We start from the raw sequence: 22,746 nt of genomic DNA on the forward strand, positions 1-22,746 counted from the left end.
AGCACGTCTGCGGCGCCATCCTTCGTTTGTATATTCCTCAATCGCCGAGCCAATCATGCACCTCACGAAGTCACTGCCATCCCTGTCTCTGCGCCGACGAATTGGTGCCTTGTTTGCCGGATTGATCGCCGCCAACATTGGGGTCTGGGTCTGGGCATTCAGCCTGTTTCATGCACAGCCGTTAATGCTCGGCACCGCTGTGCTTGCCTGGGGGCTGGGCCTGCGTCACGCGGTTGATGCCGATCATATTGCGGCGATTGACAATGTGACCCGCAAGCTGATGCAGGACGGGCAGCGCCCGGTTTCGGTCGGATTCTGGTTCGCGATCGGGCATTCCGGAATCATTGCCATAGCATCGATCATCATTGCGGTGACGGCCAGCGCGCTGTCGCAGTTCGGCGCCTTCAAGGAAATCGGTGGCGTGATTGCAACCGTGATTTCCGCGCTTTTCCTGTTCACGATCGCCGGCATGAACCTGGTCATCCTGCGCTCTGTCTGGCGGACTTTTGCCCATGTTCGTGCAGGCGGCAGCTATGCCGAGGACGATCTTGATCTGCTATTGGGTGGGCGCGGTCTGCTTTCCAGACTGTTCAGGCCGATGTTCCGCCTCGTGAACAAAAGCTGGCATATGGCCCCGCTGGGGTTTCTGTTCGGGCTTGGGTTCGATACAGCAACCGAAGTTGCCATTCTGGGCATGTCGGCCAGCCAGGCCGCCGATGGCCTGTCGATCGGGACAATCCTGGTCCTGCCCGCCCTGTTCGCGGTCGGTATGGCCCTCATCGATACGGCGGACGGCGTGGTGATGCTGGGCGCTTATGAATGGGCCTTCGTGAAGCCGATCCGCAAGCTCTACTACAACATCACCATCACCCTGATCTCGGCCATCGTGGCGATTGTCATTGGTGGAATCGAAACGCTGGCCCTGATTGGCGACAAGCTGGCCCTTACGGGTGCGCCATGGCGGATCGCCATTGAACTGGGTGAAAATTTCAATGGTCTGGGCTTCGCCATCATCGGTCTTTTCGTGTTCTGCTGGCTGGCGAGTTACGCGATCTATCGATGGAAGCGGTTCGATGAAATCGAGGTTTCGGTCGGTGCCTGACCGTCCACGTTGCGTGAAGCAACATCATCAATTGGCTTGGCTGGCATTTTCGTCTAGAGCGCGCGGTGAAGGATCGGGGTAACCCGCCCTTCAATGATCGCGCCGGTGCCCCGCAAGGGGCTTAATCGGGAATGCGGTGCGGGAGCGTGCTCCCAAATCCGTGGCTGTCCCTGCAACTGTAAGCGGATAGCGCGATGCACATGCTCCTGAATTCAGGAGCAGCCACTGGGCAGCGCGCAAGCGCCAAGTCTGGGAAGGCGTGCATCAAGCTGTGACCCGCGAGCCAGGAGACCTGCCGGCGCACCGGTCGCTCTTGCCTGATCCAGGGGATGGTCACGGCACGGTAACTCTCCGTCTGAGCGACGAAGCTGTGTGGCTGGGGCTGCACGGGTTGCGTGGTTACGGGTGCTTTGTCGCGCCCGCCCGTCGTCGCGCGCCGACCGGACTTGTCCGGCAAGCCCCGCCGTGTCTCGCTCTGGCGCGCGGGGAAGTTACTATGCCAGACCTGTCCAAGGCGTCCCTGTCCAAGGTGCCGGTCACCATCATCACGGGCTTTCTGGGCGCGGGGAAAACCACGCTCATCAGCCACCTGATCCACAATGCCGGTGGCCGCAGGCTGGCCGTGGTGGTCAACGAATTCGGTTCTCTGGGTGTGGATGGCGAGATTCTGCAGTCCTGCGCCATTCCTGATTGCCCGGCGGAAAACATCGTAGAGCTGGCCAATGGCTGCATCTGCTGCACCGTGGCGGACGATTTCATCCCGACGGTGGAAAAGCTGCTGGCGCTTGATCCGCGCCCCGATCACATCCTGATCGAGACATCGGGTCTGGCGTTGCCAAAGCCGCTGCTCAAGGCGTTCGACTGGCCTGCGATCCGCAGCCGGATCACCGTGGACGGCGTGCTGGCGCTGGCCGATGCCGAAGCGGTCGCGGCAGGCCGGTTCGCGCCCGATGTGGCAGCGCTTGACGCCCAGCGCGCCGCCGATCCGAGCATCGATCACGAGACGCCGCTGTCGGAAGTGTTCGAGGATCAGCTGGCCTGCGCCGACATGATCCTGCTGACCAAGGTCGATCTGGCCGGACCCCAAGGCGTAGCCGCCGCGCGCGCGATCATTGCGGCAGAGCTTAGTCGCCCGGTTCCGGTGATAGAACTGACCGAAGGCGTGGTCGATCCGCGTGTGATCCTGGGGCTTGATGCCGCAGCCGAGGACGACATCGCCGCGCGCCCATCGCACCATGATGGTGAGGATGATCACGAACACGACGACTTTGACAGCACCGTTATCGAATGGGGCGAGATCGCCGATCCGGCGGCGCTGGTCGCGCGGATCGAGACGCTGGCCCGCGATCACCATATCCTGCGCGTAAAGGGCTATGCCGCCGTTGCGGGAAAGCCGATGCGGCTGCTGGTGCAGGCGGTGGGCGCGCGGGTGCGGCACCAGTACGATCGCCCGTGGCGCCCTGACGAGCCGCGCCGCACCACGCTGGTCGCCATTGCCGAGCACGATCACGTCGACGCCGATGCCATTCGCGCGGTGCTGCTGGCGTAAGGCGCGGGCCATGCACGTCATTTTCCGCGAAACGCACGGGATGGAGGAAACCGCCGTCCCGCAGGATCTGGGGCAAGAGCCCGCGGATCTTGTGGTCCTGTCCTTTTCGGACAGCGATCTGGGGGCGTTCGCGGCGGCATGGCATCAGGCCCGTGCAGACGATGCGACATTTCCTTCGCTGCGGCTCGCCAATCTGGCGGCGCTGATGCATCCGCTGTCGGTCGACACGTATGCCGAGCGGACGCTGTCGGGCGCAAAGGCGATCCTGATCCGGCTGATCGGCGGCACGCCCTATTGGAGCTACGGGCTGCAACAGGTCGAGGCGCTGGCCCGGTCGCGCGGGATCGTGCTGGCCGTGCTGCCCGGCGACGGCTTTGAGGATGCGCGGCTGGATGCGGCCTCGACCGTGCCGGTGACCGCGTTGCGCGAACTTGCGCAGTGGTGCGATGCTGGCGGTGCAAGGGCGGCGCAGGCGGCGCTTGCCGCGCTGTCGCAGCTGGCGGGGCTGATTGATGCCCCCGCCCGGACATTCGATCCGCTGCTGATGGCGGGAGGCTGGCATCCCGGCCGGGGCGTGATCGATCTTGAAGCCTTTGCGCGCGATCCCGCAAGGCCGCTGGTCCTGATCGTGTTCTATCGTTCTTACCTGACCGCCCACGATCTGGACCCGTTTGCCGCCCTGCATACCGCGTTCGAGCAGCGCGGTTTCGATGCATTGTCGATCTTCGTCCCCTCGCTGAAAGCCCCGCAGGTGCGCGAACAGGTGGACCGCTGGGTGCGCGGGCTTGGCCCGGCAGCGATCATCAACGCTACCGCTTTTTCCGCGCGGGGCGATGACGGCGCCACCCCGCTTGATGGCGCGGGCGTTCCCGTGTTTCAGCTGGCGCTGGCCACGTCCGGGCGCGCGGGATGGGCAGCGGCTTCGCGCGGGCTTTCCCCGGCAGACCTTGCCATGCACGTGGTCTTGCCCGAAATTGACGGGCGGGTGTTTGCAGGCGTCGCCAGCTTCAAGGAGGCGGGGACGCGCGATCCCGCGCTTGGCTTTGCCCGCACCATCCATCGCGCCGATGCAGGCCGGGTTGGGGCGATCACCGCGCGGGTGGCGGGCTGGATCGCACTTGCCCAAACGCCGGTTGCAGAACGGCGGGTTGCGCTGGTCCTGTCTACTTATCCCGGCAAGACATACCAGATGGCCCACGCCGTGGGGCTGGATGCGCTGGCTTCTGCCGAGGCGATCCTGGCCGATCTGGCCGAGGCGGGATATGCCACTGACGCGCAGGCCGGACTGGCAGCGCTCCTTCAATGCACACATCAGCACTGGCCGATGGCAGAGTACCGCAAGGCTTTGGCAGCACTGCCCGATACCCTGCGCGCTGAACTTTTCGCCGCATGGGGCGAGCCGGAAGCCGATGCTGCCGCCGCCGATGGCGCGTTCCGTTTTGCCGCGCTGCCCATCGGCAACGCGCTGGTAGCCTTGCAGCCCGAACGCGGCGAACGCGCCCATCGCGACGGCGACTATCACGACCTGTCCCGCTGCCCGCGCCATGGCTATGTGGCGTTCTACCTGTGGCTGCGCCAGCGAAGCGTGGACGCGCTGGTGCATATCGGCGCACATGGCACACTGGAATGGCTGCCGGGCAAATCAGTCGCGCTGTCCGATGCTTGCTGGCCCGAGGCGCTGACCGGCGCGATGCCGGTGATCTATCCGTTCATCGTCAACGATCCCGGCGAAGCGGCGCAGGCCAAGCGCCGGATCAGCGCGGTTACGATCGGGCACGTTCCCCCGCCACTGGTGCAAACGCAAAGCGGTGCGGGGCTGGCCCGGATCGAGGCGCTGCTGGATGAATTCTCCAACGCTGGCGGGCTGGACCCGGCCCGCCGCGACCGTCTGCAAGTGAACATCCGCGACGAAGCGCGCGTGCTGGGACTTGAGGCGGAACTGGGCCTTGATGACGCGGCCACGCTGGTCGAGGCGATCACCCGGATCGACCGCTTCGTTTGCGATGTAAAGGACAGCCAGTTCGGTGACGGGCTGCATGTGTTCGGGCGGGGAGATCAGGGCGCAGCCGAGCGGGCCGGATTGCTGGCGGCACTCGACGGACGCCGCGTTCCGCCCGGTCCCTCCGGCTCCCCCTTTCGCGGGCGCAGCGATGTGCTGCCAACCGGGCGAAACCTTTATGCGATAGACCCGCGCGCCGTGCCTTCACGCGCGGCCCATGCCCAAGGGGTGACACTGGCAGAGGAGCTGATCCGGCGGCATCTGCAGGATCACGGCGATTATCCGCGCGGGCTGGTGGTCGATCTGTGGGGATCGGCCACGATGCGCACGGCGGGCGAGGAATTCGCCATGGCGCTGCACCTGCTGGGCGCAAAGCCGCTGTGGGACACCGCGTCCGAACGGGTAACAGGCATCGAAATCCTGCCGCTGGCGCTGCTGGACCGGCCGCGTATCGATGTGACGTTGCGGATTTCCGGCCTGTTCCGCGATGCCTTTCCTGCGCTGCCGATACTGTTTGGCCAAGCGGTGCGCGCGCTGTGTTTGCGCGATGAACCGGCGGACTGGAACCCGTTTGCAGGGCAGGCTGCGGCACCGCGCGTCTATGGCCCGGCCCCCGGCAGCTATGGACTGGGTCTTGGCGATGCAGCCGAGGTCTATACTGAAGCGGCCCGGCGCGCTGCTGGTGAGGCATGGCTGGCGGCATCGGACCATGCGTTTGACGCAGCCTCCGATGCGATCGGAACCTTTGCCGATCCTGCCGGCCTGCGCCAGCGTGTTGAAGGAGCGGACGCCTTTGTCCATCTTCAGGACTTGCCCGAAACCGATCTGCTGCTGGCCGCCGATTATGCCGCGCACGAGGCGGGCTTTGCCGCTGCCAAGGCGCTGATCGGTGGTTCGGCGGCGCTCTACCACCTCGACAATCGCGATCCGGGGCGCACCGTTGCGCGCACCCTGACCGAAGAGATCGCCCGCGTGGTCCGCGCCCGCGCGGCGCACCCAGGCTGGGTGGCGGGCATGATGCGGCACGGCTTTCGCGGGGGGGCAGAACTGGCCGCGACGCTGGACCATATGGGTGCCTTTGCGCACCTTTCAGGCAGCGTACCGCCGCATCTGTTCGACCTTTATCACGACGCGACACTGGGCCAGACCGATGTTCGCGCATTTCTTGAACGCGAGAATCCGGCTGCGCTGGCGGCGATGGAAGCCCGCTTTGCCGCGCTCCATGCCGCCGGGCTGTGGCAGACCCGGCGCAATTCCATCCTCGCCAGCCTGCCAAGGCTTGAGGACAGGGCATGAGCAGTTTTGCGGTGAAGGGCTGGTGCCCCGATGCCTGGCACCCGATGATGGCGGGCGACGGGCTGCTGGTGCGGGTAAAGCCTCGGCTTGGCCGCCTGACGCGGGCGCAAGTGCTGGGCCTGTGCGATGCCGCCGTGGTGCACGGCAATGGCCTGATCGACATGACCGCCCGCGCCAATCTCCAGCTTCGCGGGGTGCCTGAAACTGGCTGGCAGGCGCTGCTCGACCGGTTGCTGGTGCTGGATCTGGTGGACCCTGACCCTGTCATCGAACAGCGGCGCAACATTCTGGTCGCGCCGGATTGGCGGGTCGGTGATGACAGCCATCGCATTGCGGGCGCGTTGCTGACCCGGCTGGATGAGTTGCCCGATCTGCTCGGTAAAGTGGGCTTTGCCATCGATGCCGGTCAGACCTGCATTCTGGGTGGCGAGGCGGGCGATTTCCGCATTGAGCGCGGCGGCGATGGCGGTCTGATCCTGCGCGCCGATGGCCGCGCCACCGGTATGGCGGTTGCTGCTGGCAGGGAAGTGGACGCGCTGATCGCGCTCGCCCACTGGTTTGCGGCCAGCGGCGGCGCGAAAGCGGGGCGCATGGCGCGACACCGGCTGGTCCTGCCCGAATGGGCCTGTGGCGACATTCTGCCCGCGCCGTCGGCTGCTTGCATCGTGCCGGGCCTTCATGATCTGGGCCTCCGTGATGGGAGTTGGGCCTATGGCTTGCCGTTTGGCCGGATAGAGGCGCGGATACTGGCCGGGATGGTGGAAGCATCGCCCGCCGCAGCGGTGCGGATCACGCCGTGGCGTGTGCTGCTGGTGGAAGGCGCGCCTGCCGTTTGCGCCGGTGGGCTGATCGATAATCCTGCCGACCCGCTGCTGCATGTCGATGCTTGCCCCGGCGCGCCCTGCTGCCCGCAGGCCTCGGTTGAAACCCGCGATCTTGCCCGCCGCCTTGCACCGCATGTCGCCGGGCGGCTGCATGTTTCGGGCTGTGCCAAGGGCTGCGCCCGCCAGCGCGCCGCCGATGTCACGCTGACCGGCCGCGATGGCCTGTTCGATCTTTCCCTGAACGCACCCGCCGGTGCGTTGCCAGTTCGCTCTGCGCTCAGCCCAGCCGAGCTTCTCGCCCATTTCGGAGCCGCTTGATGCCCCATATCTATGAAACCGATGGCGCGGCCATCTATCGCCAGTCTTTCGCCATGATCCGCGCCGAAGCCGATCTGGCGCCCTTTTTCGCTGATGAGGAACCGGTGGCGGTGCGCATGATCCACGCCGCCGGGATGGTGGACCTTGCCGCGCATATCCGCTTCTCACCCGGCTTTGCCAGTGCGGCGCGGGCGGCGCTGGCCGCTGGCGCGCCGGTGCTGTGCGATGCGCGGATGGTGTCCGAAGGGATCACCCGTGCGCGGCTGCCTGCTGATAATCAGATCATCTGCACCCTGAATGCGCCGCAAGTGCCCGACATGGCGCGGGCAATGGGTAACACCCGCTCTGCCGCCGCACTGGAACTGTGGCGGCCGCATCTGGCAGGCGCGGTGGTGGCCATCGGCAACGCGCCAACCGCGCTGTTCCATCTGCTGAATATGCTGGAAGATCCCGATTGCCCGCGCCCTGCGGCGGTCATCGGCTGTCCGGTGGGCTTTGTCGGCGCGGCCGAATCCAAGGCCGCGTTATGGGCCGCGCCGCCGGTGCCGTGCTGCATCGTTGAAGGGCGGCTGGGCGGCAGCGCGATCACGGTTGCTGCGATCAACGCTTTGGCGAGCGGCACCGAATGAGCGCGGCCCTTTCCTGCGGGACGATCCACGGCGTGGGTTTGGGTCCGGGTGCGCCCGATCTGTTGAGCGTTCGCTCTGACCGGCTGGTGCGTGGCGCCCGCCACGTGGCCTATTTCCGCAAGGCCGGGCGACCAGGACAGGCGCGGCGGATTGTCGAAGGAATGCTGCGCCCCGACGTGATCGAAATCCCGATGGAATATCCGGTGACGACCGAGATTCCGTTATCCGACCCGCGCTACAACGACTGTCTTTCCGCTTTCTATGCCGAATGCACGCAGCGATTGGTCATGCTGGCGCAGGCAGGCGAAGACGTGGTCGTGCTGTGTGAGGGCGATCCGTTTTTCTACGGTTCATTCATGCATTTGCACACCCGGCTGGCGGGCACGGTTCCGGTGGCAGTGGTTCCGGGTATCACCGGCATGGCCGGGGCGTGGAACGCAACCGGCATCCCGATCACCTGGGGCGACGATGTGCTGACCATCGCGATGGCGACCCTGCCCGAGGATGAACTGGTGCGACGCATCCGCGATACAGATGCGCTGGTGGTGATGAAGATCGGGCGCAACCTGCCCAAACTGCGCCGCGCGGTGGCCGCTGCCGGGCGCGAGGATGCGGCATGGCTGGTCGAACATGCCGCCATGCCAGGTCAGCGGGTCACGCGGCTGATCGAGGCCGAAACGGTCACGCCCTATTTCTCGATCCTGCTGATTCACGGCCAGGGGCGCCGGCCATGAGTGCCGGGGCCATGAGCGGCTGGCTGGCCATCGCCGGTCTGGGGCCGGGCGACGAGGCGCTGATTACGCCCGAAGTCACCGCCGCTCTGGCCGGGGCAAGCGATGTCATCGGCTATATTCCCTATGTCGCCCGGATCGCCCCGCGCGCCGGGCTGACACTGCATCCGTCCGATAACCGGGTGGAGCTGGACCGGGCCGCCCATGCGCTGGAACTCGCGGCGCAGGGGCGGCGCGTGGTGGTGGTATCATCGGGCGATCCGGGCGTTTTCGCGATGGCCGCCGCCGTGTTCGAGGCGCTGGAGGCAGGCCCGGCCCACTGGCGCGATCTCGACATCCGGGTGCTGCCCGGCATCACCGCGATGCTGGCCGCCAGCGCGCGGGCGGGGGCGCCGCTGGGTCATGATTTTTGCGCGATCAATCTGTCGGACAATCTCAAGCCGTGGAATTTGATCGAAAAACGGTTGCGGCTGGCGGCAGAGGCGGACTTTGCCATGGCCTTCTACAACCCGAGGTCAAAAGCCCGGCCCGAAGGTTTCGAACGTGTGCTGGAATTGCTGCGCGAAGTGTGCGGCCCGGATCGCCCGATCTTGTTCGCCCGCGCCGTATCGACGCCCGACGAGCAATTGCGGATCGTACCGCTGGGTCAGGCCCGTGCAGACATGGCCGACATGCGGACCATGGTGATCGTCGGATCAAGCCTGACGCGGATCATCGAACGGACAAGTGGGCGAAAGCTCGGTCCGATCCTCTACACGTCGCGTTCGGCCTTGGGTTCGGCGTCATGACCCAGCCAGACCAGTACATCTTCCGGGCGATAGCATTCGGCCCGGCCCGGAACGGCAGGGCGATCAATCATCAGGACCGGCAGGCCCAGATCCCGTGCGGCGATCAGCTTGGCCTCTGCGCCTTGCCCGCCAGCGTTCTTGCACACCACCAGATCGATGGCGTGCGCCTCCATCAATGCGCTGTCGCCTGTGGCGGTGAACGGCCCGCGATCGACGATCAGGGTGTGATGGGGCAAGCCCGGCGGCTGGTCTGGCGCATCGACAAAGCGCAACAGATAATGATGCTGCGGCTGGGCAGCGAAGGCTGCCACATGCATCCGGCCCAGCGCCAGCATTACGCGGCGGGAGTGCCCGGCCAGCGCTGCCACCGCACCGTCGATGCTGGCAACGCGGGTCCAGCGGTCTCCGGCGACCGGTTGCCACGCCCGGCGGGTCAGCGCTACATGAGGCACTCCGGCCAGGCGGGCCGCCTCCACGGCATGGCTGCTCATCGTTGCGGCAAAGGGGTGGGTCGCGTCCACCAGATGAGTCACGCGGTGGTGGCGCAGATAATCGGCCAGCCCCGCCACACCGCCGAACCCGCCGACACGCACCGGCACCGGTTGAGCGCGGGGGTTTTCGGTCCGTCCGGCATAGCTGAGCGTCGTCGCAATGCCCCGCGCGCCAAGCAGGCGGGCAAGCGCGCTGGCCTCTGTCGTGCCGCCCAGCAGGAGGACGTTGGGCATGGCTGATATGGCTCCTGAAGCGTGGTTGACGATCATCGGCATTGGCGAGGACGGGCCGGACGGCCTTTCCGCCGCCGCCCGCACGGCGCTGGCGCAGGCCGGACTGGTCATGGGACCGGCACGGCACCTGTCGCTGCTGCCCGCGATTACCTGTACCATGATCGAATGGCCAGTACCCTTTGCCGATGGCATTGCCCTGCTGATGCAACATCGCGGGCAGCGGGTGGTGATGCTGGCATCGGGCGATCCGTTCTGGTTCGGGGCGGGAAGCAGTGTGGCGCGCCTGCTTGATCCGGGCGAATGGGTGGCGATCCCCGCGCCTTCCACTTTCACGCTGGCGGTTGCGCGGCTGGGCTGGCCGGTTCAGGATGTGGCCTGTCTTGGTCTCCATGCCGCGCCGTTAGATCGGCTCAAGCCCCACCTGGCACCAGGGCGGCGCGTCATTGCACTGTTGCGCGATGGCGCGGCGGTGGCCGCGCTGGCGGACTATCTGACCGGCCAAGGCTTTGGCGCGTCAGCGTTGCATGTGATGGAAGCGCTGGGCGGGCCGCGCGAACGGGTTCGCACCGCGCGCGCCGAGGGGCTGTCTTTCACCGACATCGCCCATCCGGTAGCGGCCGGGATCGAGTGTGCCGGGCATGGCCCGTCCTTGCCGCTGACGGCGGGCCGACCGGACCACTGGTTTGCGTCCGACGGGCAGTTGACCAAGCGTCCGGTACGCGCGCTGACGCTATCGGCGCTGGCCCCGTGTGCGGGTGAGCTGCTGTGGGATATTGGCGCGGGATCGGGATCGATCGGGATCGAATGGCTGCTGGCCCACCTGGCCAACCGGGCCTGTGCGATAGAGGCGGATCCGGTGCGCGCGGACCGTGTGCGGGCCAACGCCGCTGCGCTGGGCGTTGATCGGCTGAAAGTTGTCGTCGGGATTGCGCCGGATGCCCTGCCACCGGGACCATTGCCCGATGCGGTGTTCATCGGCGGTGGTTTATCGGAAGCCTTGCTGGACACGCTATGGGCACGTTTGCCCGCCGGAACGCGGCTGGTGACCAATGCGGTGACGCTGGAATCAGAAGCGCTGCTAGCCCGGTGGCATGGCCAGAAGGGCGGGAGCCTCCTGCGCATCGAACTGGCCGACGCCGCACCGCTGGGCAACCGGCACGGCTGGCGCGCGCGCTATCCGGTGGTGCAATGGAGCGTGACGCTGTGATCATCGCCGGGTTCGGCTTTCGGTCAGGCGTCGGCCTGCCTTCGCTGCGCGCGGCGTTCGCGCTGGCGGAGCAGGGGCAACCGCCGGTGACGCATCTGGCCACGGCGCAAGACAAGCTCGCAGCGCTGCTCCCTCTGGCCGAAGCGCTGGGCCTGCCGCTGATGGGCGTGGCGTCCGATGCACTGGCTGCCGTTTCCACCCCCACGCGCTCCATCGCCAGCCTGAACGCTCGTCACGTCGGCAGCGTGGCCGAAGCGTCCGCGCTTGCCGCTGCTGGCGCGGGTGCGCGCCTGCTGTCGCCGCGCCACATCTCCCCCGATCGCATGGCGACGTGCGCCATTGCTGCCAGTGTCAACCTTCAGGGAACCCCGACATGACCGTCCACTTCATTGGCGCCGGTCCCGGCGCGCCCGATCTTCTCACTTTGCGCGGACGCGATCTGATCGCGGGCAGCCCGGTGTGCCTTTATGCCGGGTCGCTGATCCCGGTCGCCGTGCTGGATCATTGCCCGCCGGGCGCCCGGATCGTGAACACCGCGCCGCTGGAACTGGACCAGATCATGGCCGAAATCGCCGCCGCCCATGCCGCCGGGCACGATGTGGCGCGGCTGCATTCGGGCGATCTTTCGGTGTGGTCTGCCATGGGCGAGCAGTTGCGCCGCCTGCGCGCGCTGGACATTCCCTTTACGATCACACCCGGCGTCCCGGCTTTCGCCGCCGCCGCCGCTGCGCTGGAGGCAGAGCTGACCCTGCCCGCGCTGGCGCAATCGCTGGTGCTGACCCGCACACCGGGCCGCGCCAGCACGATGCCGCCCGCCGAAAGCCTGGCCAACTTTGCCGTGACCGGCGCGACGCTGGCCATTCACCTTTCGGTTCACAATCTGGCGCAAGTGGTGGCGGACCTGACGCCGGCCTATGGCGCGGATTGCCCCGTCGCGGTGGTCTGGCGCGCCAGTTGGCCCGATCAGCGGATCGTGCGCGCCACGCTCGACACTATTGAACAGGCCATCGCCGGGAGCATGGAGCGCACCGCCCTGATCCTGGTCGGGCGGGTGCTGGCGGCGCAGGATTTTGCCGAAAGCAGCCTCTATGCGCCCGGTTATGATCGCCGGTTCAGGCCGCAGGATGCCACGTCACGTTTTGGCGGTGCGGCCGAATGAGCGCGCGCCACCAGACTCCGGGATTGATGATCGCCGCCCCCGCATCGGGCACAGGCAAGACCACGGTGATGCTGGGCCTGCTGCGCGCCCTGACCGAAGACGGGCTGGCGGTGCAGCCGTTCAAGAGCGGGCCGGACTATATCGACCCGGCGTTTCACCGCGCGGCGAGTGGCAGGCCGTCGTTCAATCTCGATAGCTGGGCGATGGAGGACGATCTGATCGCTGCCATTGCGGCGCAGGCCGGGGGCGCGGACATGGTGCTGGCCGAAGGGTCGATGGGGTTGTTCGATGGCGTGGCCAGCAAGGGTGCGTCGGGCAATGGTGCCAGCGCCGACATGGCCCGCCGGATGGGCTGGCCGATCGTGCTGGTGCTGGATGTGTCGGGGCAGGCGCAGTCCGCCGCCGCCACCGCGCTGGGGTTCAGCAGCCTTGATCCGGGGCTGCCATTTGCCGGGGTGATCCTGAACCGCGTGGCCAGTCCGCGTCATGAACGGCTGGTGCGCAAGGGCATGGAGGCGGTGGGCATTCCGGTGCTGGGCGCCCTGCCAAGGCGCGGCGACCTGACCCTGCCCGAACGCCATCTGGGGCTGGTTCAGGCGGTGGAGCATCCCGACCTTGATCGCGCGATTGCCGAGTTTGCAGCGTTCCTGCGCGCCCATGTCGATCTTGACGTTATTCGCCTTGCCGCTGGTGCCGCACCACAAGCCGACGGCGGCAACCTGCCTGCCCCTCCGGCCCAGCGGATCGCCATGGCGCGCGATGCGGCCTTTTCGTTCGTCTACCCGCATCTGATCGAAGGCTGGCGGCGCGCCGGGGCGGAGATCCTGCCATTCTCGCCGCTGGCCGATGAAGCGCCTGCCGCCCATGCCGATCTGGTGTGGTTGCCCGGCGGCTATCCCGAACTGCACGCCGGGACCATTGCGGCGGCTGCAACATTCCTGTCCGGCCTGCGCTGCCATGCGCAAACGCGGCCCGTGCACGGCGAATGCGGCGGCTATATGGTGCTGGGGCAGGGGTTGATCGACAAGAGCGGAGAACGGCACCGGATGGCCGGGCTGCTGGGGCTTGTCACCAGCCATGCCCAGCGCAAGATGCACCTTGGCTATCGCCATGCCGAACTGCTGGTGCCGGTATCGCGCCTTGCCGCCGGGACCAGGCTGCGCGGGCACGAGTTCCACTATTCAACCATTGCCGAACAGAGCGACGCGCCGCTGGCGCTTGTGACCGATGCCGAAGGCGCGGCGGTGGCCGAAAGCGGATCGCATCGCGGCCATGTCACCGGCAGCTATTTCCACATGATCGCGCCCGCTTCGTGCCGAGATGCCCAATGATCGACCTCCACCTGATCGGTATCGGCACTGGCAACCCCGATCACCTGACAGCGCAGGCTGTCGCGGCGATGAACCGTGCCGACCTGATCCTGTTGCCGCGCAAGGGGCAGGCCAAGTCCGATCTGATCGACCTGCGCCGGGAGATCTGCGCGCAGGTGCTGACGGGGCCAACGCGGATTGTGGAATTTGACTTGCCAGTGCGCGGCAATGGGGCCACTTATCTGGATGACGTCAACGCTTGGCATGATGCCATTGCCGATGCGTGGCGGGTGCAGATCGCCGAACATTTGCCCGGCGGTGGCAAGCTGGCGCTGCTCGTCTGGGGTGATCCCTCGCTGTATGACAGCACCTTGCGCATTGCTGACCGGCTGCGCAGCGCGGGGGTGGAAATCGCCGTGCGGGTGGTGCCGGGCATCACCAGTATTCAGGCGCTGACCGCTGCCCATGCCATGCCGTTGAACCCGCTGGCCGGCCCGGTGACGATCACCACCGGGCGGCTGCTGCGCGCCCATGGCTGGCCTGCCGGAGCCGACACGATTGTCGTGATGCTTGACAGCGGTTGCGCGTTCGAGGGGCTGCAACCGCAAGGCATCACCATCTGGTGGGGCGCTTATCTGGGCATGGCGCACGAGGCGCTGGAACAGGGCCCCCTGGCGCAAGCCGGTCCCCGGATCGCGTTGCGCCGGGCGGAACTGCGCGCGCGCCATGGCTGGATCATGGATGTCTATCTCATGCGAAGGGAATTGGCCGATGGAACCTGAAAACCAAGTAGAAGTTGCAGGCGGCGATGCCCGCCACGCCGAAAAGATGCGCAAGAAGCAGACCGCGCAGGCCAAGATCATGGCCAGCAAGACCCGCGAACAGGGCCTGCTGATCGTCCACACCGGCAAGGGCAAGGGCAAAACCAGCGCGGCGCTGGGCATGGTGGTTCGCGCCATTGGCCACGGCATGAAAGTGGGGGTGGTCCAGTTTGTCAAAGGGGCGATGAAAACGGGTGAAAAGGCCGTGTTCGATGCCTTTCCCGACAATGTCGAATTCAAGCCGATGGGCGAGGGTTTTACCTGGGACACGCAGGACCGCACACGCGATATCGCGGCCGCCCGCGCCGGCTGGGACGAGGTCAAGCGCATGATCGCCGATCCCAGCTATCACATGGTGCTGGCCGACGAACTGAACATCGTGCTGCGGTATGATTATCTGCCGGTCGATGAAGTGGTGGCGGTGCTGACCGCGCGCGACATGATGAAGCACGTTATCGTCACAGGCCGCAACGCCCCCGAGGCGCTGATCGAGGCGGCCGACCTTGTTACCGAAATGACCATGGTCAAGCATCCATTCCGCTCCGGCGTGAAGGCCCAGGCCGGCATTGAATTTTGACCGGGGATCGAGTTCTGAGCGCGGTCCCGCCTGTGTTCGGCGCGGAATTTGCGGAGCAATTCATGCAATTGCTGCGCTGGCGGCGCGATGTCCGGCATTTCGACCGCCGCGCCGTGGGCGAAGCGGACATGCGCGCGCTGCTGGCCTGTGCCTCGCTTGCGCCGTCGGTCGGCAATGCGCAGCCGTGGCGATTTGTGCGGGTGCGGACGCCTGACATCCGCGAGGCGCTGGCCGCCCATGCCGATGGGCAAAGTGCACAAGCGGCGGAGCGTTATGCCGGGCAGGCGCGGCACGATCACTACCTGTCGCTAAAGCTGCACGGCTTGCGTGAAGCGCCCGAACTGATGGCGGTGTTCTGCGATGAACTGCCCGAGGCGGGGCACGGCCTTGGCATTGCCACCATGCCTGAAATGCTGCGATATTCCTGTGTGCTGGCGATCCACAATCTCTGGCTCGCGGCACGGCTGCGCGGCATTGGCCTTGGCTGGGTGTCGATCGTTGATCCGCCTTTGGTTCAGGCCATGCTGGATGTACCCGCGCATTGGTCGCTGATCGCGCTGCTGTGCATTGGCTATCCGGCAGACACATCCGACACACCCGAACTGGAACGGCACGGTTGGCAACCGCGTGAACCGTGGAGCGACCGGGTGTTCGAACGATGATTTTCAATCAAAGGACCAGAAAACCATGCTGATACCCGTGGAGGACGGCCCCGCTATCGTGGCCTGCAACACTTGCCGCCATAGCGCCGATGCGCGTGAGGACTCCGCCGGGACGCGCGGCGGCGCGCAACTGGTGGCGGCGCTGCGACAGGTACAGGAGAGCGACGCGCGCTATGCCGGGGTGGCGGTGCAGGAGATGCCGTGCCTGTTCGCCTGCACCGATTTCTGCACAATCCACCTGCGCGCGCCCGGCAAGGTCGGCTATGTTCTGGGCCGGTTCACGCCGGACGAGGACGCCGCCACCGCCATTCTGGACTATGCGGTCCACTATGCCGCCAGCGAACATGGCCGGGTGCCGTTCAAGCAATGGCCGCAAGGCGTGAAGGGGCATTTCATAACCCGCACCCCGCCGCAGGGCTTCGTTGCGGAATGAGCCGGTTTGCGTCCCTTGCCGCCTTTGAAGCGGCGCTTGAGCGTTTGCCTGTGGCCGATGCGGACGCCATCACCGCTGCGCGGGCGCGGCAGGCCAGCCTGACCAAGCCCGCCGGATCGCTGGGGCGACTGGAAGACATCGCGGTGTTTATGGCCGGATGGCAGGGCACGGCGCAGCCGGTGATCGAACAGGGCCGCGCGGCGATCTTTGCCGGGAATCATGGCTTCGTTGTCCACGGGGTCAGCGCCTTTCCCGCCAGCGTGACTGCCGCGATGGTCGGCAATTTCGCTGCCGGAGGTGCCGCCATCAACGCACTGGCCGGGGCCGCCGGACTTGATCTGCGGGTCATCGCACTCGATCTGGACCGGCCCACGGCGGACTTCACCATCGCTGCGGCAATGGACGAGACGGAGTGCCTTGCTGCACTTGCTGCCGGAGCGGCGGTGGTGGAGCCGGGGCTGCACCTGCTGGTCGTTGGCGAAATGGGCATTGGCAATTCAACCGCCGCCGCCGCGCTTTGCGCGCGCAGTTATGGCGGCAGTCCCGCGCAATGGGCCGGGCCGGGAACGGGCGTTGATGCGGGCGGAATTGCGCGCAAGGTAGCCGTGGTAGAGCGGGCGCTGGCCTTTCATGCCGATGCGCCGGACACCCCGTTTGAAATCCTGCGCCGGTTGGGCGGGCGCGAAATCGCAGGCGTTGCCGGGGCCGTGCTGGAGGCGCGCCGTCTGCGCATCCCGGTGGTGCTGGACGGGTTCATCAGTTGCGCCGCACTGGCGCCGCTGGCCGCCGCCGTTCCGGCGATCACCGATCATTGTCTGGCGGGCCATTGTTCGGCTGAACCGGGGCATATCCGCTTGCTGGAGCATCTGGGCCTTGATCCCCTGCTGTCGCTGGGGATGCGATTGGGCGAAGGCAGCGGCGCGGCGCTGGCCGTGTCGGTAATCCGGGCAGCGCTGGCCACGCACAACGGCATGGCCACTTTTGCGCAGGCCGGGGTGGCAGACGGCCTGTGAGCAGCTTTCCCCTTTATCTCCTGCGCCACGGTGAACCGGAAGGCGCGGGGCGGCTGATTGGTCTTACCGATGCGCCGCCTATTGCCGCCGGTATCGCGGCCTGCGCCGATCAGGCGCGGAATCTGGCGGCTGAAGTGCTGATCGCTTCCGACCTGTCGCGGGCGCGTTTGGCGGGCGAGGCCATTGCCCTTGCGACCGGTGTGCCGCTGTCAATCGATCCGCGCTGGCGCGAACTGGACTTTGGCGCATGGGACGGGATGGCTCCCGGCGATGTAGAAGGCGCGGCACTGGCGCGGTTCTGGGACGATCCCGATGGCCATGCGCCGCCCGGTGGAGAACGCTGGTCGGCGCTGGTGGAACGAGTATCCAGCGCCCTTGGCGATCTGGCCGCGCGGCCGACGCTGATCGTCACGCATGGAGGCGCGATGCGGGCGGCGCTGGCGGTGTTGTGCGGGTTTGACATGCACCAGACGTGGGCCGTTGACCTGCCCTACAATTGCCTGCTGACGTTGCGCGTCTGGCCCGGAGCAACCCCCACGGCACAGATCGCGGGGCTTTATCCGTGAGGGGCTTCATCATCGCCCTGCAATTCCTGACGCGGCTGCCTATGCCAGCTCCACTGCGGACAATCGTCGTGGATGATGCCGCGTTTGCCCGGTCGATGCGCTGGTTTCCCGCTGTAGGCCTGGTTATTGGTGCAGCGGTTGCGGGAGCCGCATGGGCAGGCGCGCTGGTCGATCACCGGCTGGGCGCATTAGCCGCACTGATCGTCTGGGTGGGCGTGACCGGCGCGCTGCACCTTGATGGCCTGGCCGACCTCGCCGATGCCAGCGGCGCGGCGCATAAAGATCGCGAGCGGCTGCTGGCCGTTCTGGCCGATCCCCATGTCGGCAGCTTCGGCGTTGTCGCGATTGTGCTCCAACTGCTGAGCAAGTTGGTGCTGCTGGATATGCTGGTGGATGCACGGGCGTTTGGCGCGCTGGTACTGGTGCCGTTTGCCGCGCGCATCGGCCCGCTGGTGTGGACATGGTGGCTGATGCCGCTGCATCAGGGGCTGGCGGCTCGATTCCGTTCCGCCATCGGCCCGATCGATCTTGCGGGCTGGGCGGCCGCGCTGGCAGCGGCGGCGTGGTTCACTCCGGCGCTGCTTGTCACACCATTGCTCGTTCTGTGGTGGGGGTGGCACGTGCGCCGCGCGTTGGGCGGGATTTCCGGCGATGGCCATGGTGCAGGCATCGAGTTGATCGAAACCGGCTTGCTGCTGAGCGTGGCAATCACGGGCCTATGGATACACACGACATGAACAGCTTCAGTTTTCACGGCGGCAGGTTGGCCGATGCCATGGCGCAGTTCGGCATGGGCAAGGCGCCGTGGATCGACCTGTCCACCGGCATCAATCCGCATGGCTGGCCCGGCGCGGACAATCTGGCAGTGGACTGGCAGGCGCTGCCCGACACCGGCGCGCTGAACGATCTGGAGGCCGCTGCCGCCGCCTGTTTCGGCACTGACCCAGCCCATGTCTGTGCCGTACCAGGCACGGAGATCGGCCTGCGGATGCTGGGTGACATCCTGCCCGGCGCTGCCATCCACGCCCAGCCCAGCTATCGCACCCATGGCGAAATGATTCCCCGCAGCCGCCCCGTAGCCCTGACCGAGCTGACCGGAACGGAGGAGGCGACCATCATCCTTGCCAATCCCAATAACCCCGATGGCCGGATCATGTCGCCTGCCACCCTGCTTGGCTGGCTGGCGGCGCGGCGCGACAGCGCAGCGTGGCTGGTCGTGGACGAAGCCTTTGCCGATGCCGCCCCGCACAGCAGCCTTGCCGCCCATGTGCAGGACGGACAGCGGCTGATTATCTTCCGCTCGTTCGGCAAATTCTTCGGGCTGGCCGGGGTGCGGCTCGGCTTTGTGCTGGGACCGCGCGCGCTGATCGCGCAATATCGGCAGCGGCTGGGCAGTTGGCCGCTATCGGCAGCGGCGCTGGCCATCGGCACAGCGGCATATCAGGATGTGGACTGGACAGCCGCCATGCGGATGGCCTTGCGTGAACAGGCGGATGCGCTGGACGCGGTGCTGGCGCGGCGGGGCTACAGCGCGATAGGTGCTTGCCCGCTGTTCCGGCTGATCGAAACGGACGATGCCGCCGCGCTGTTCGAACGCCTTGCGCGCCATTCCATCCTGACGCGGCCGTTCGATTACGATCCGCGCTGGCTGCGCCTGGGCCTGCCCGCCGACCGACAGGCGCTGGATCGCCTTGATGCGGCGCTGGCTGATGATTGATCTGACTGCTTTCCTGGCCTTGGTGCTCGACGCGGCAGTGGGCTGGCCTCAGCCGCTGTATCGCCGGATCGGCCATCCTGTGGGCATCTTTGCGCGGATTATCGCCGCGCTGGAACGGCGCTGGAATGTCCCCTCGCGTTCCGATGGACAGCGGCGCATGGCCGGGGCGGTCACCGTCCTGATCCTGCTGGGTATGGCGGGCGGTGCGGGCTGGGTGCTGCAAAGTCTGCTCGTGGCAATCGCCGGGCCTTGGGCCTGGCCCCTGATCGCTGTGCTGGCCTGGCCGGGTCTGGCGCAGCGCAGCCTGTACGACCACGTCCGCCTCGTTGCCGATGCGCTGGAGCGGCAGGATCTGCCAGCCGCGCGCGCCACAGTCGGCATGATCGTTGGCCGCGATACAGCCGCGCTTGATGACGCGGGTGTTGCCCGCGCGGCGATCGAGAGTCTGGCGGAAAGTTTCTGCGACGGGGTGGTCGCGCCGTTGTTCTGGCTGCTGGTGCTGGGGCTGCCCGGTATCTGGGCCTATAAAGCGATCAACACCGCCGACAGCATGATTGGGCACCGCGAGGAGCGATGGCGCGCCTATGGTTGGGCTGCGGCCCGCACCGACGATGCGATGAACCTCATTCCAGCGCGCCTGTCGGGATTGCTGATCTGCCTGTGCGGCGGGGGTGGCTGGCGGATATTGTGGCGCGATGCGTCCAGGCACGCCTCGCCCAATGCGGGCTGGCCCGAGGCCGCGATGGCTGGGGCGCTGGGGCTGCGCCTGGCTGGGCCAATCGCTTATGACGGGATTCTTTCGGACAAGCTCTGGATTGGGGAGGGAGACCGCCCGGCCCGGACAGAGGATATTTGGCGCGGATTGGGCATCTACGCCCGTGCATGTCTGTGCCTGTGGTTCATGGCGGCCGGTATTGCAGGAGGTGCAGCATGGGCGCTATAATGCTTCAGGGCACCGGCTCTGATGTGGGCAAATCCGTGCTGGTGGCGGGGCTGTGCCGCGCCCTGGTGCAGCGGGGTTTGCGGGTCTTGCCGTTCAAGCCGCAGAACATGTCGAACAATGCTGCCGTCACCAGCGATGGCGGCGAGATCGGCCGGGCGCAGGCCTTGCAGGCAATCGCCTGCAAGGTGGAGCCGCATACCGACATGAATCCGGTGCTGCTGAAACCGCAGGCCGACCGCACATCGCAACTGATCGTGCATGGTCGGGTGCGCGGCACATTGGGCGCGGGCAATTTTCGGCAGGCACGGGGCGCGCTGCTCGGCGAAGTTCTGGCCAGCTATAACCGGCTCCGCCGGGCGTGCGACATCGTCGTTGTCGAGGGTGCCGGCTCTCCTGCGGAAATCAACCTGCGCGCTGGCGACATCGCCAATATGGGCTTTGCGCGAGCGGCAGGCGTGCCCGTCGTGCTGGTCGGCGATATTGATCGCGGCGGAGTCATTGCCGCCATCGTTGGCACGAGAACGATCATCGACCCCGCCGACACGGCGATGATCCAGGGTTTCATCATCAACAAGTTTCGGGGGGATCCCGCCCTGTTCGCCGATGGCTACGCCCAGATCGAAAGCCTCTCAGGCTGGCGCGGCTTCGGCGTTGTCCCATGGTTGAGCGCGGCGGCGCGGCTCCCCAGCGAGGATGCCGTGGTGCTGGAGAGCGGCAAGGCGCGGGCTGAAAGCCGCAAGCTGATCGCCTGTCCGATCCTGCCGCGCATATCTAATTTCGATGACCTCGATCCGCTGAAGCTCGAACATGGTGTGGACCTGCACATGGTTCCGCCCGGCCAGCCGATCCCGGCAGAGGCCGCACTCATCATCCTGCCCGGGTCAAAGTCGACAATCGCCGATCTGGCCGCTCTGCGTGCAGAGGGCTGGGACATCGATATTTTTGCGCATCACCGGCGCGGCGGGCTGATCCTTGGGCTTTGCGGTGGTTACCAGATGCTCGGCAAAAGCATCGCCGATCCCGATGGGTTTGAAGGTTCGGCCAGCGCTGCCAGCGGCCTTGGCCTGCTTGATGTTGAAACGACCTTGCACGCGCACAAGGCGTTGCGTCCGGTCAGCGGGCTGGCGATGGGCGCGCCATTCCAGGGATATGAAATGCACATGGGGCAAACCAACGGGCCGGATACGGAACAGCCCTTCGCCGTTTTCGCCGATGGCCGCCGCGATGGCGCGATAAATGCGGGCGGCACGGTGTTTGGTTCCTATGTCCACGGCCTGCTGGCTGATGCGGAGCTGCGCCGGGCGCTGCTGTCGCGCATGGATGTAGAAGCCGGGGGCGTGGACTATGGCGCCTCTGTCGAGGCGGCGCTGGACGAGATCGCAGCCGCGCTTGAGGAGCATCTCGATATTGACGCGCTGGTGGCGCTGGCCATGGCGGAGAGACCCGCTTCCGTCCCGGCGGGAGACAGCGCATGAGCAGCGCCTTGTCCCACTTGCTGGTGCTGGGCGGCGCGCGTTCGGGCAAGAGCCGCTATGCGCAAGGCAGGGCAGAGGCCCTGGCGGGTGAACTGATCTATCTGGCCTCAGCCCAGGCCTTCGATGACGAGATGCGCGAGCGGATTGCCCTGCACCGTGCCGATCGTGGGCCGCGCTGGTCAACCGTCGAGGCCCCCCTGGAACTGGCGGAGGCGATCACGGTATATAGCACGCCCGAGACGGTGGTGCTGGTCGATTGCCTGACGCTGTGGGCTTCGAACCTGATGCTGGCGGAACGCGATACGGCTGCCGCTACGGAAGGACTGACGCGCTCGCTTTCAGCCGCACGGGGGCCGGTCATTCTGGTCGCCAACGAAGTGGGTCTGGGCATTGTACCCGACAACGCCCTTGCCAGAAGGTTTCGCGATGTTGCGGGCCGCATCAATCAGGAAATAGCGGCATTGGTTGAAGAGGCAGTCATAATGTTCGCCGGCCTTCCCTTGACGCTGAAACCTAAAGGATGAGCGGCTAGCCATACCACTTGCCACTGTGCAACTCGTGGGGGCAGGTGGTATGGAGCAAAGCCAGATCCAGCGTGTCGGTGAGGCCGCCGGCCATCATTGTGGTGCACAGCTGCCACTAGATGATGTAGCGGGAATAACGGTGTCTGCGGCTCGCTGATTAGCGACTACGCCTTCGGACGCGGGGATCCCCGACCGCAGAGGTAATCACCGAAGTGCGCCAGTGCTCGACTGTCGACCGGTTTTGACAGCCTGGCCCGTTTTTTGTCCCGGTGTTGACACCTGAGCCGGAAACCTTTTGCCCCAGACCCCCATCCGCCCCATCTCACGCTAGCTAAGGCGGGTTGCGGCGAAGCCTGCCGTTTGAGCGGCGCACGTCGA

General features: G+C 66.4%; 23 protein-coding genes and 1 riboswitch. Of the genes, 22 read left to right on the forward strand and 1 reads right to left on the reverse strand.

The window, feature by feature from the left end:
* The first annotated feature begins 55 nt into the window (after positions 1-55).
* The 7 genes from LUA85_RS18470 to cobJ all read left to right on the forward strand — a co-directional run bounded on the left by LUA85_RS18470 (position 56) and on the right by cobJ (position 9,236).
* Positions 56-1,102: a HoxN/HupN/NixA family nickel/cobalt transporter gene (locus LUA85_RS18470; RefSeq protein ID WP_083455652.1), complete on the forward strand. Its 1,047-nt coding sequence runs from the start codon at positions 56-58 to the stop codon at positions 1,100-1,102.
* A gap of 86 nt (positions 1,103-1,188) precedes the next feature.
* Positions 1,189-1,417, forward strand: a riboswitch (cobalamin riboswitch).
* 181 nt (positions 1,418-1,598) lie between these two features.
* Entirely contained in the window at positions 1,599-2,651 is a 1,053-nt protein-coding gene (gene cobW, locus LUA85_RS18475; RefSeq protein WP_011444005.1) for a cobalamin biosynthesis protein CobW, read from the forward strand.
* A gap of 10 nt (positions 2,652-2,661) precedes the next feature.
* Positions 2,662-5,946, forward strand: coding sequence for a cobaltochelatase subunit CobN (gene cobN, locus LUA85_RS18480; protein WP_011444004.1), 3,285 nt, complete (start codon positions 2,662-2,664; stop codon positions 5,944-5,946).
* Positions 5,943-7,088 (forward strand): precorrin-3B synthase, encoded by a 1,146-nt coding sequence (locus tag LUA85_RS18485; protein ID WP_011444003.1) that lies wholly within the window; start codon positions 5,943-5,945, stop codon positions 7,086-7,088. Before cobN ends, LUA85_RS18485 begins: the two co-directional genes overlap by 4 nt.
* The gene (locus LUA85_RS18490) at positions 7,088-7,717 is read left to right on the forward strand and encodes a precorrin-8X methylmutase (protein WP_011444002.1); all 630 of its coding nucleotides are present in this window, start codon (positions 7,088-7,090) and stop codon (positions 7,715-7,717) included. Before LUA85_RS18485 ends, LUA85_RS18490 begins: the two co-directional genes overlap by 1 nt.
* Positions 7,714-8,451, forward strand: a complete 738-nt coding sequence (gene cobI / locus LUA85_RS18495) for a precorrin-2 C(20)-methyltransferase (protein ID WP_011444001.1) — start codon at positions 7,714-7,716, stop codon at positions 8,449-8,451. The genes LUA85_RS18490 and cobI overlap by 4 nt, the downstream gene beginning before the upstream one ends.
* A gap of 11 nt (positions 8,452-8,462) precedes the next feature.
* Positions 8,463-9,236: a precorrin-3B C(17)-methyltransferase gene (gene cobJ, locus LUA85_RS18500; protein ID WP_041549922.1), complete on the forward strand. Its 774-nt coding sequence runs from the start codon at positions 8,463-8,465 to the stop codon at positions 9,234-9,236.
* On the opposite strand, the gene LUA85_RS18505 is transcribed toward cobJ, so the two are convergent.
* The gene (locus LUA85_RS18505) at positions 9,200-9,961 is read right to left on the reverse strand and encodes a cobalt-precorrin-6A reductase (RefSeq protein WP_011443999.1); all 762 of its coding nucleotides are present in this window, start codon (positions 9,959-9,961) and stop codon (positions 9,200-9,202) included. The two genes, cobJ and LUA85_RS18505, sit on opposite strands and share 37 nt — an antisense overlap.
* Positions 9,962-9,968: 7 nt before the next feature.
* Between LUA85_RS18505 and LUA85_RS18510 the strand changes: the two genes are divergently transcribed.
* From LUA85_RS18510 to cobU, 15 genes are read left to right on the forward strand one after another with little or no spacing between them, the layout of a single operon-like run.
* Positions 9,969-11,168 (forward strand): bifunctional cobalt-precorrin-7 (C(5))-methyltransferase/cobalt-precorrin-6B (C(15))-methyltransferase, encoded by a 1,200-nt coding sequence (locus tag LUA85_RS18510; protein WP_011443998.1) that lies wholly within the window; start codon positions 9,969-9,971, stop codon positions 11,166-11,168.
* Entirely contained in the window at positions 11,165-11,545 is a 381-nt protein-coding gene (locus tag LUA85_RS18515; protein WP_011443997.1) for a cobalamin biosynthesis protein, read from the forward strand. The genes LUA85_RS18510 and LUA85_RS18515 overlap by 4 nt, the downstream gene beginning before the upstream one ends.
* Positions 11,542-12,327, forward strand: a complete 786-nt coding sequence (gene cobM, locus LUA85_RS18520; protein WP_011443996.1) for a precorrin-4 C(11)-methyltransferase — start codon at positions 11,542-11,544, stop codon at positions 12,325-12,327. Before LUA85_RS18515 ends, cobM begins: the two co-directional genes overlap by 4 nt.
* Positions 12,324-13,658: a cobyrinate a,c-diamide synthase gene (locus LUA85_RS18525; protein WP_011443995.1), complete on the forward strand. Its 1,335-nt coding sequence runs from the start codon at positions 12,324-12,326 to the stop codon at positions 13,656-13,658. The genes cobM and LUA85_RS18525 overlap by 4 nt, the downstream gene beginning before the upstream one ends.
* Positions 13,655-14,419, forward strand: coding sequence for a precorrin-6A synthase (deacetylating) (gene cobF, locus LUA85_RS18530; RefSeq protein ID WP_011443994.1), 765 nt, complete (start codon positions 13,655-13,657; stop codon positions 14,417-14,419). The genes LUA85_RS18525 and cobF overlap by 4 nt, the downstream gene beginning before the upstream one ends.
* Complete coding sequence (gene cobO, locus LUA85_RS18535) at positions 14,409-15,035, forward strand: cob(I)yrinic acid a,c-diamide adenosyltransferase (protein ID WP_011443993.1); 627 nt, start codon at positions 14,409-14,411, stop codon at positions 15,033-15,035. The genes cobF and cobO overlap by 11 nt, the downstream gene beginning before the upstream one ends.
* Positions 15,036-15,067: 32 nt before the next feature.
* Positions 15,068-15,697, forward strand: coding sequence for a 5,6-dimethylbenzimidazole synthase (gene bluB, locus LUA85_RS18540; RefSeq protein ID WP_041549918.1), 630 nt, complete (start codon positions 15,068-15,070; stop codon positions 15,695-15,697).
* A gap of 25 nt (positions 15,698-15,722) precedes the next feature.
* Positions 15,723-16,130: a DUF1636 domain-containing protein gene (locus LUA85_RS18545; protein WP_011443991.1), complete on the forward strand. Its 408-nt coding sequence runs from the start codon at positions 15,723-15,725 to the stop codon at positions 16,128-16,130.
* The gene (gene cobT, locus LUA85_RS18550) at positions 16,127-17,143 is read left to right on the forward strand and encodes a nicotinate-nucleotide--dimethylbenzimidazole phosphoribosyltransferase (RefSeq protein ID WP_011443990.1); all 1,017 of its coding nucleotides are present in this window, start codon (positions 16,127-16,129) and stop codon (positions 17,141-17,143) included. Before LUA85_RS18545 ends, cobT begins: the two co-directional genes overlap by 4 nt.
* The gene (locus LUA85_RS18555; protein WP_011443989.1) at positions 17,140-17,709 is read left to right on the forward strand and encodes a histidine phosphatase family protein; all 570 of its coding nucleotides are present in this window, start codon (positions 17,140-17,142) and stop codon (positions 17,707-17,709) included. The genes cobT and LUA85_RS18555 overlap by 4 nt, the downstream gene beginning before the upstream one ends.
* A complete protein-coding gene (locus LUA85_RS18560) occupies positions 17,706-18,446 on the forward strand; it encodes an adenosylcobinamide-GDP ribazoletransferase (protein ID WP_011443988.1) in 741 nt (246 codons plus the stop codon). Before LUA85_RS18555 ends, LUA85_RS18560 begins: the two co-directional genes overlap by 4 nt.
* On the forward strand, positions 18,443-19,426 hold the full coding sequence (gene cobD, locus LUA85_RS18565) for a threonine-phosphate decarboxylase CobD (protein WP_011443987.1): 984 nt from the start codon (positions 18,443-18,445) through the stop codon (positions 19,424-19,426). Before LUA85_RS18560 ends, cobD begins: the two co-directional genes overlap by 4 nt.
* Complete coding sequence (gene cbiB / locus LUA85_RS18570) at positions 19,419-20,369, forward strand: adenosylcobinamide-phosphate synthase CbiB (protein ID WP_011443986.1); 951 nt, start codon at positions 19,419-19,421, stop codon at positions 20,367-20,369. Before cobD ends, cbiB begins: the two co-directional genes overlap by 8 nt.
* Positions 20,357-21,844, forward strand: a complete 1,488-nt coding sequence (locus tag LUA85_RS18575) for a cobyric acid synthase (protein WP_041549915.1) — start codon at positions 20,357-20,359, stop codon at positions 21,842-21,844. The genes cbiB and LUA85_RS18575 overlap by 13 nt, the downstream gene beginning before the upstream one ends.
* On the forward strand, positions 21,841-22,368 hold the full coding sequence (gene cobU / locus LUA85_RS18580; RefSeq protein WP_011443984.1) for a bifunctional adenosylcobinamide kinase/adenosylcobinamide-phosphate guanylyltransferase: 528 nt from the start codon (positions 21,841-21,843) through the stop codon (positions 22,366-22,368). Before LUA85_RS18575 ends, cobU begins: the two co-directional genes overlap by 4 nt.
* Positions 22,369-22,746: the final 378 nt, after the last annotated feature.

Origin of the sequence: Novosphingobium sp. CECT 9465, from assembly GCF_920987055.1 — a bacterium.
Lineage (GTDB): Bacteria > Pseudomonadota > Alphaproteobacteria > Sphingomonadales > Sphingomonadaceae > Novosphingobium.

What these genes read in the sequence shown, in the direction of transcription:
- LUA85_RS18470 (WP_083455652.1), top strand. Translation starts at nt 56, where the DNA reads ATGCACCTCACGAAGTCACTGCCATCCCTGTCTCTGCGCCGACGAATT.
- cobW (WP_011444005.1), top strand. Translation starts at nt 1,599, where the DNA reads ATGCCAGACCTGTCCAAGGCGTCCCTGTCCAAGGTGCCGGTCACCATC.
- cobN (WP_011444004.1), top strand. Translation starts at nt 2,662, where the DNA reads ATGCACGTCATTTTCCGCGAAACGCACGGGATGGAGGAAACCGCCGTC.
- LUA85_RS18485 (WP_011444003.1), top strand. Translation starts at nt 5,943, where the DNA reads ATGAGCAGTTTTGCGGTGAAGGGCTGGTGCCCCGATGCCTGGCACCCG.
- LUA85_RS18490 (WP_011444002.1), top strand. Translation starts at nt 7,088, where the DNA reads ATGCCCCATATCTATGAAACCGATGGCGCGGCCATCTATCGCCAGTCT.
- cobI (WP_011444001.1), top strand. Translation starts at nt 7,714, where the DNA reads ATGAGCGCGGCCCTTTCCTGCGGGACGATCCACGGCGTGGGTTTGGGT.
- cobJ (WP_041549922.1), top strand. Translation starts at nt 8,463, where the DNA reads ATGAGCGGCTGGCTGGCCATCGCCGGTCTGGGGCCGGGCGACGAGGCG.
- LUA85_RS18505 (WP_011443999.1), bottom strand. Translation starts at nt 9,961, where the DNA reads ATGCCCAACGTCCTCCTGCTGGGCGGCACGACAGAGGCCAGCGCGCTT.
- LUA85_RS18510 (WP_011443998.1), top strand. Translation starts at nt 9,969, where the DNA reads ATGGCTCCTGAAGCGTGGTTGACGATCATCGGCATTGGCGAGGACGGG.
- cobM (WP_011443996.1), top strand. Translation starts at nt 11,542, where the DNA reads ATGACCGTCCACTTCATTGGCGCCGGTCCCGGCGCGCCCGATCTTCTC.
- LUA85_RS18525 (WP_011443995.1), top strand. Translation starts at nt 12,324, where the DNA reads ATGAGCGCGCGCCACCAGACTCCGGGATTGATGATCGCCGCCCCCGCA.
- cobF (WP_011443994.1), top strand. Translation starts at nt 13,655, where the DNA reads ATGATCGACCTCCACCTGATCGGTATCGGCACTGGCAACCCCGATCAC.
- cobO (WP_011443993.1), top strand. Translation starts at nt 14,409, where the DNA reads ATGGAACCTGAAAACCAAGTAGAAGTTGCAGGCGGCGATGCCCGCCAC.
- LUA85_RS18545 (WP_011443991.1), top strand. Translation starts at nt 15,723, where the DNA reads ATGCTGATACCCGTGGAGGACGGCCCCGCTATCGTGGCCTGCAACACT.
- cobT (WP_011443990.1), top strand. Translation starts at nt 16,127, where the DNA reads ATGAGCCGGTTTGCGTCCCTTGCCGCCTTTGAAGCGGCGCTTGAGCGT.
- cobD (WP_011443987.1), top strand. Translation starts at nt 18,443, where the DNA reads ATGAACAGCTTCAGTTTTCACGGCGGCAGGTTGGCCGATGCCATGGCG.
- cbiB (WP_011443986.1), top strand. Translation starts at nt 19,419, where the DNA reads ATGATTGATCTGACTGCTTTCCTGGCCTTGGTGCTCGACGCGGCAGTG.
- LUA85_RS18575 (WP_041549915.1), top strand. Translation starts at nt 20,357, where the DNA reads ATGGGCGCTATAATGCTTCAGGGCACCGGCTCTGATGTGGGCAAATCC.
- cobU (WP_011443984.1), top strand. Translation starts at nt 21,841, where the DNA reads ATGAGCAGCGCCTTGTCCCACTTGCTGGTGCTGGGCGGCGCGCGTTCG.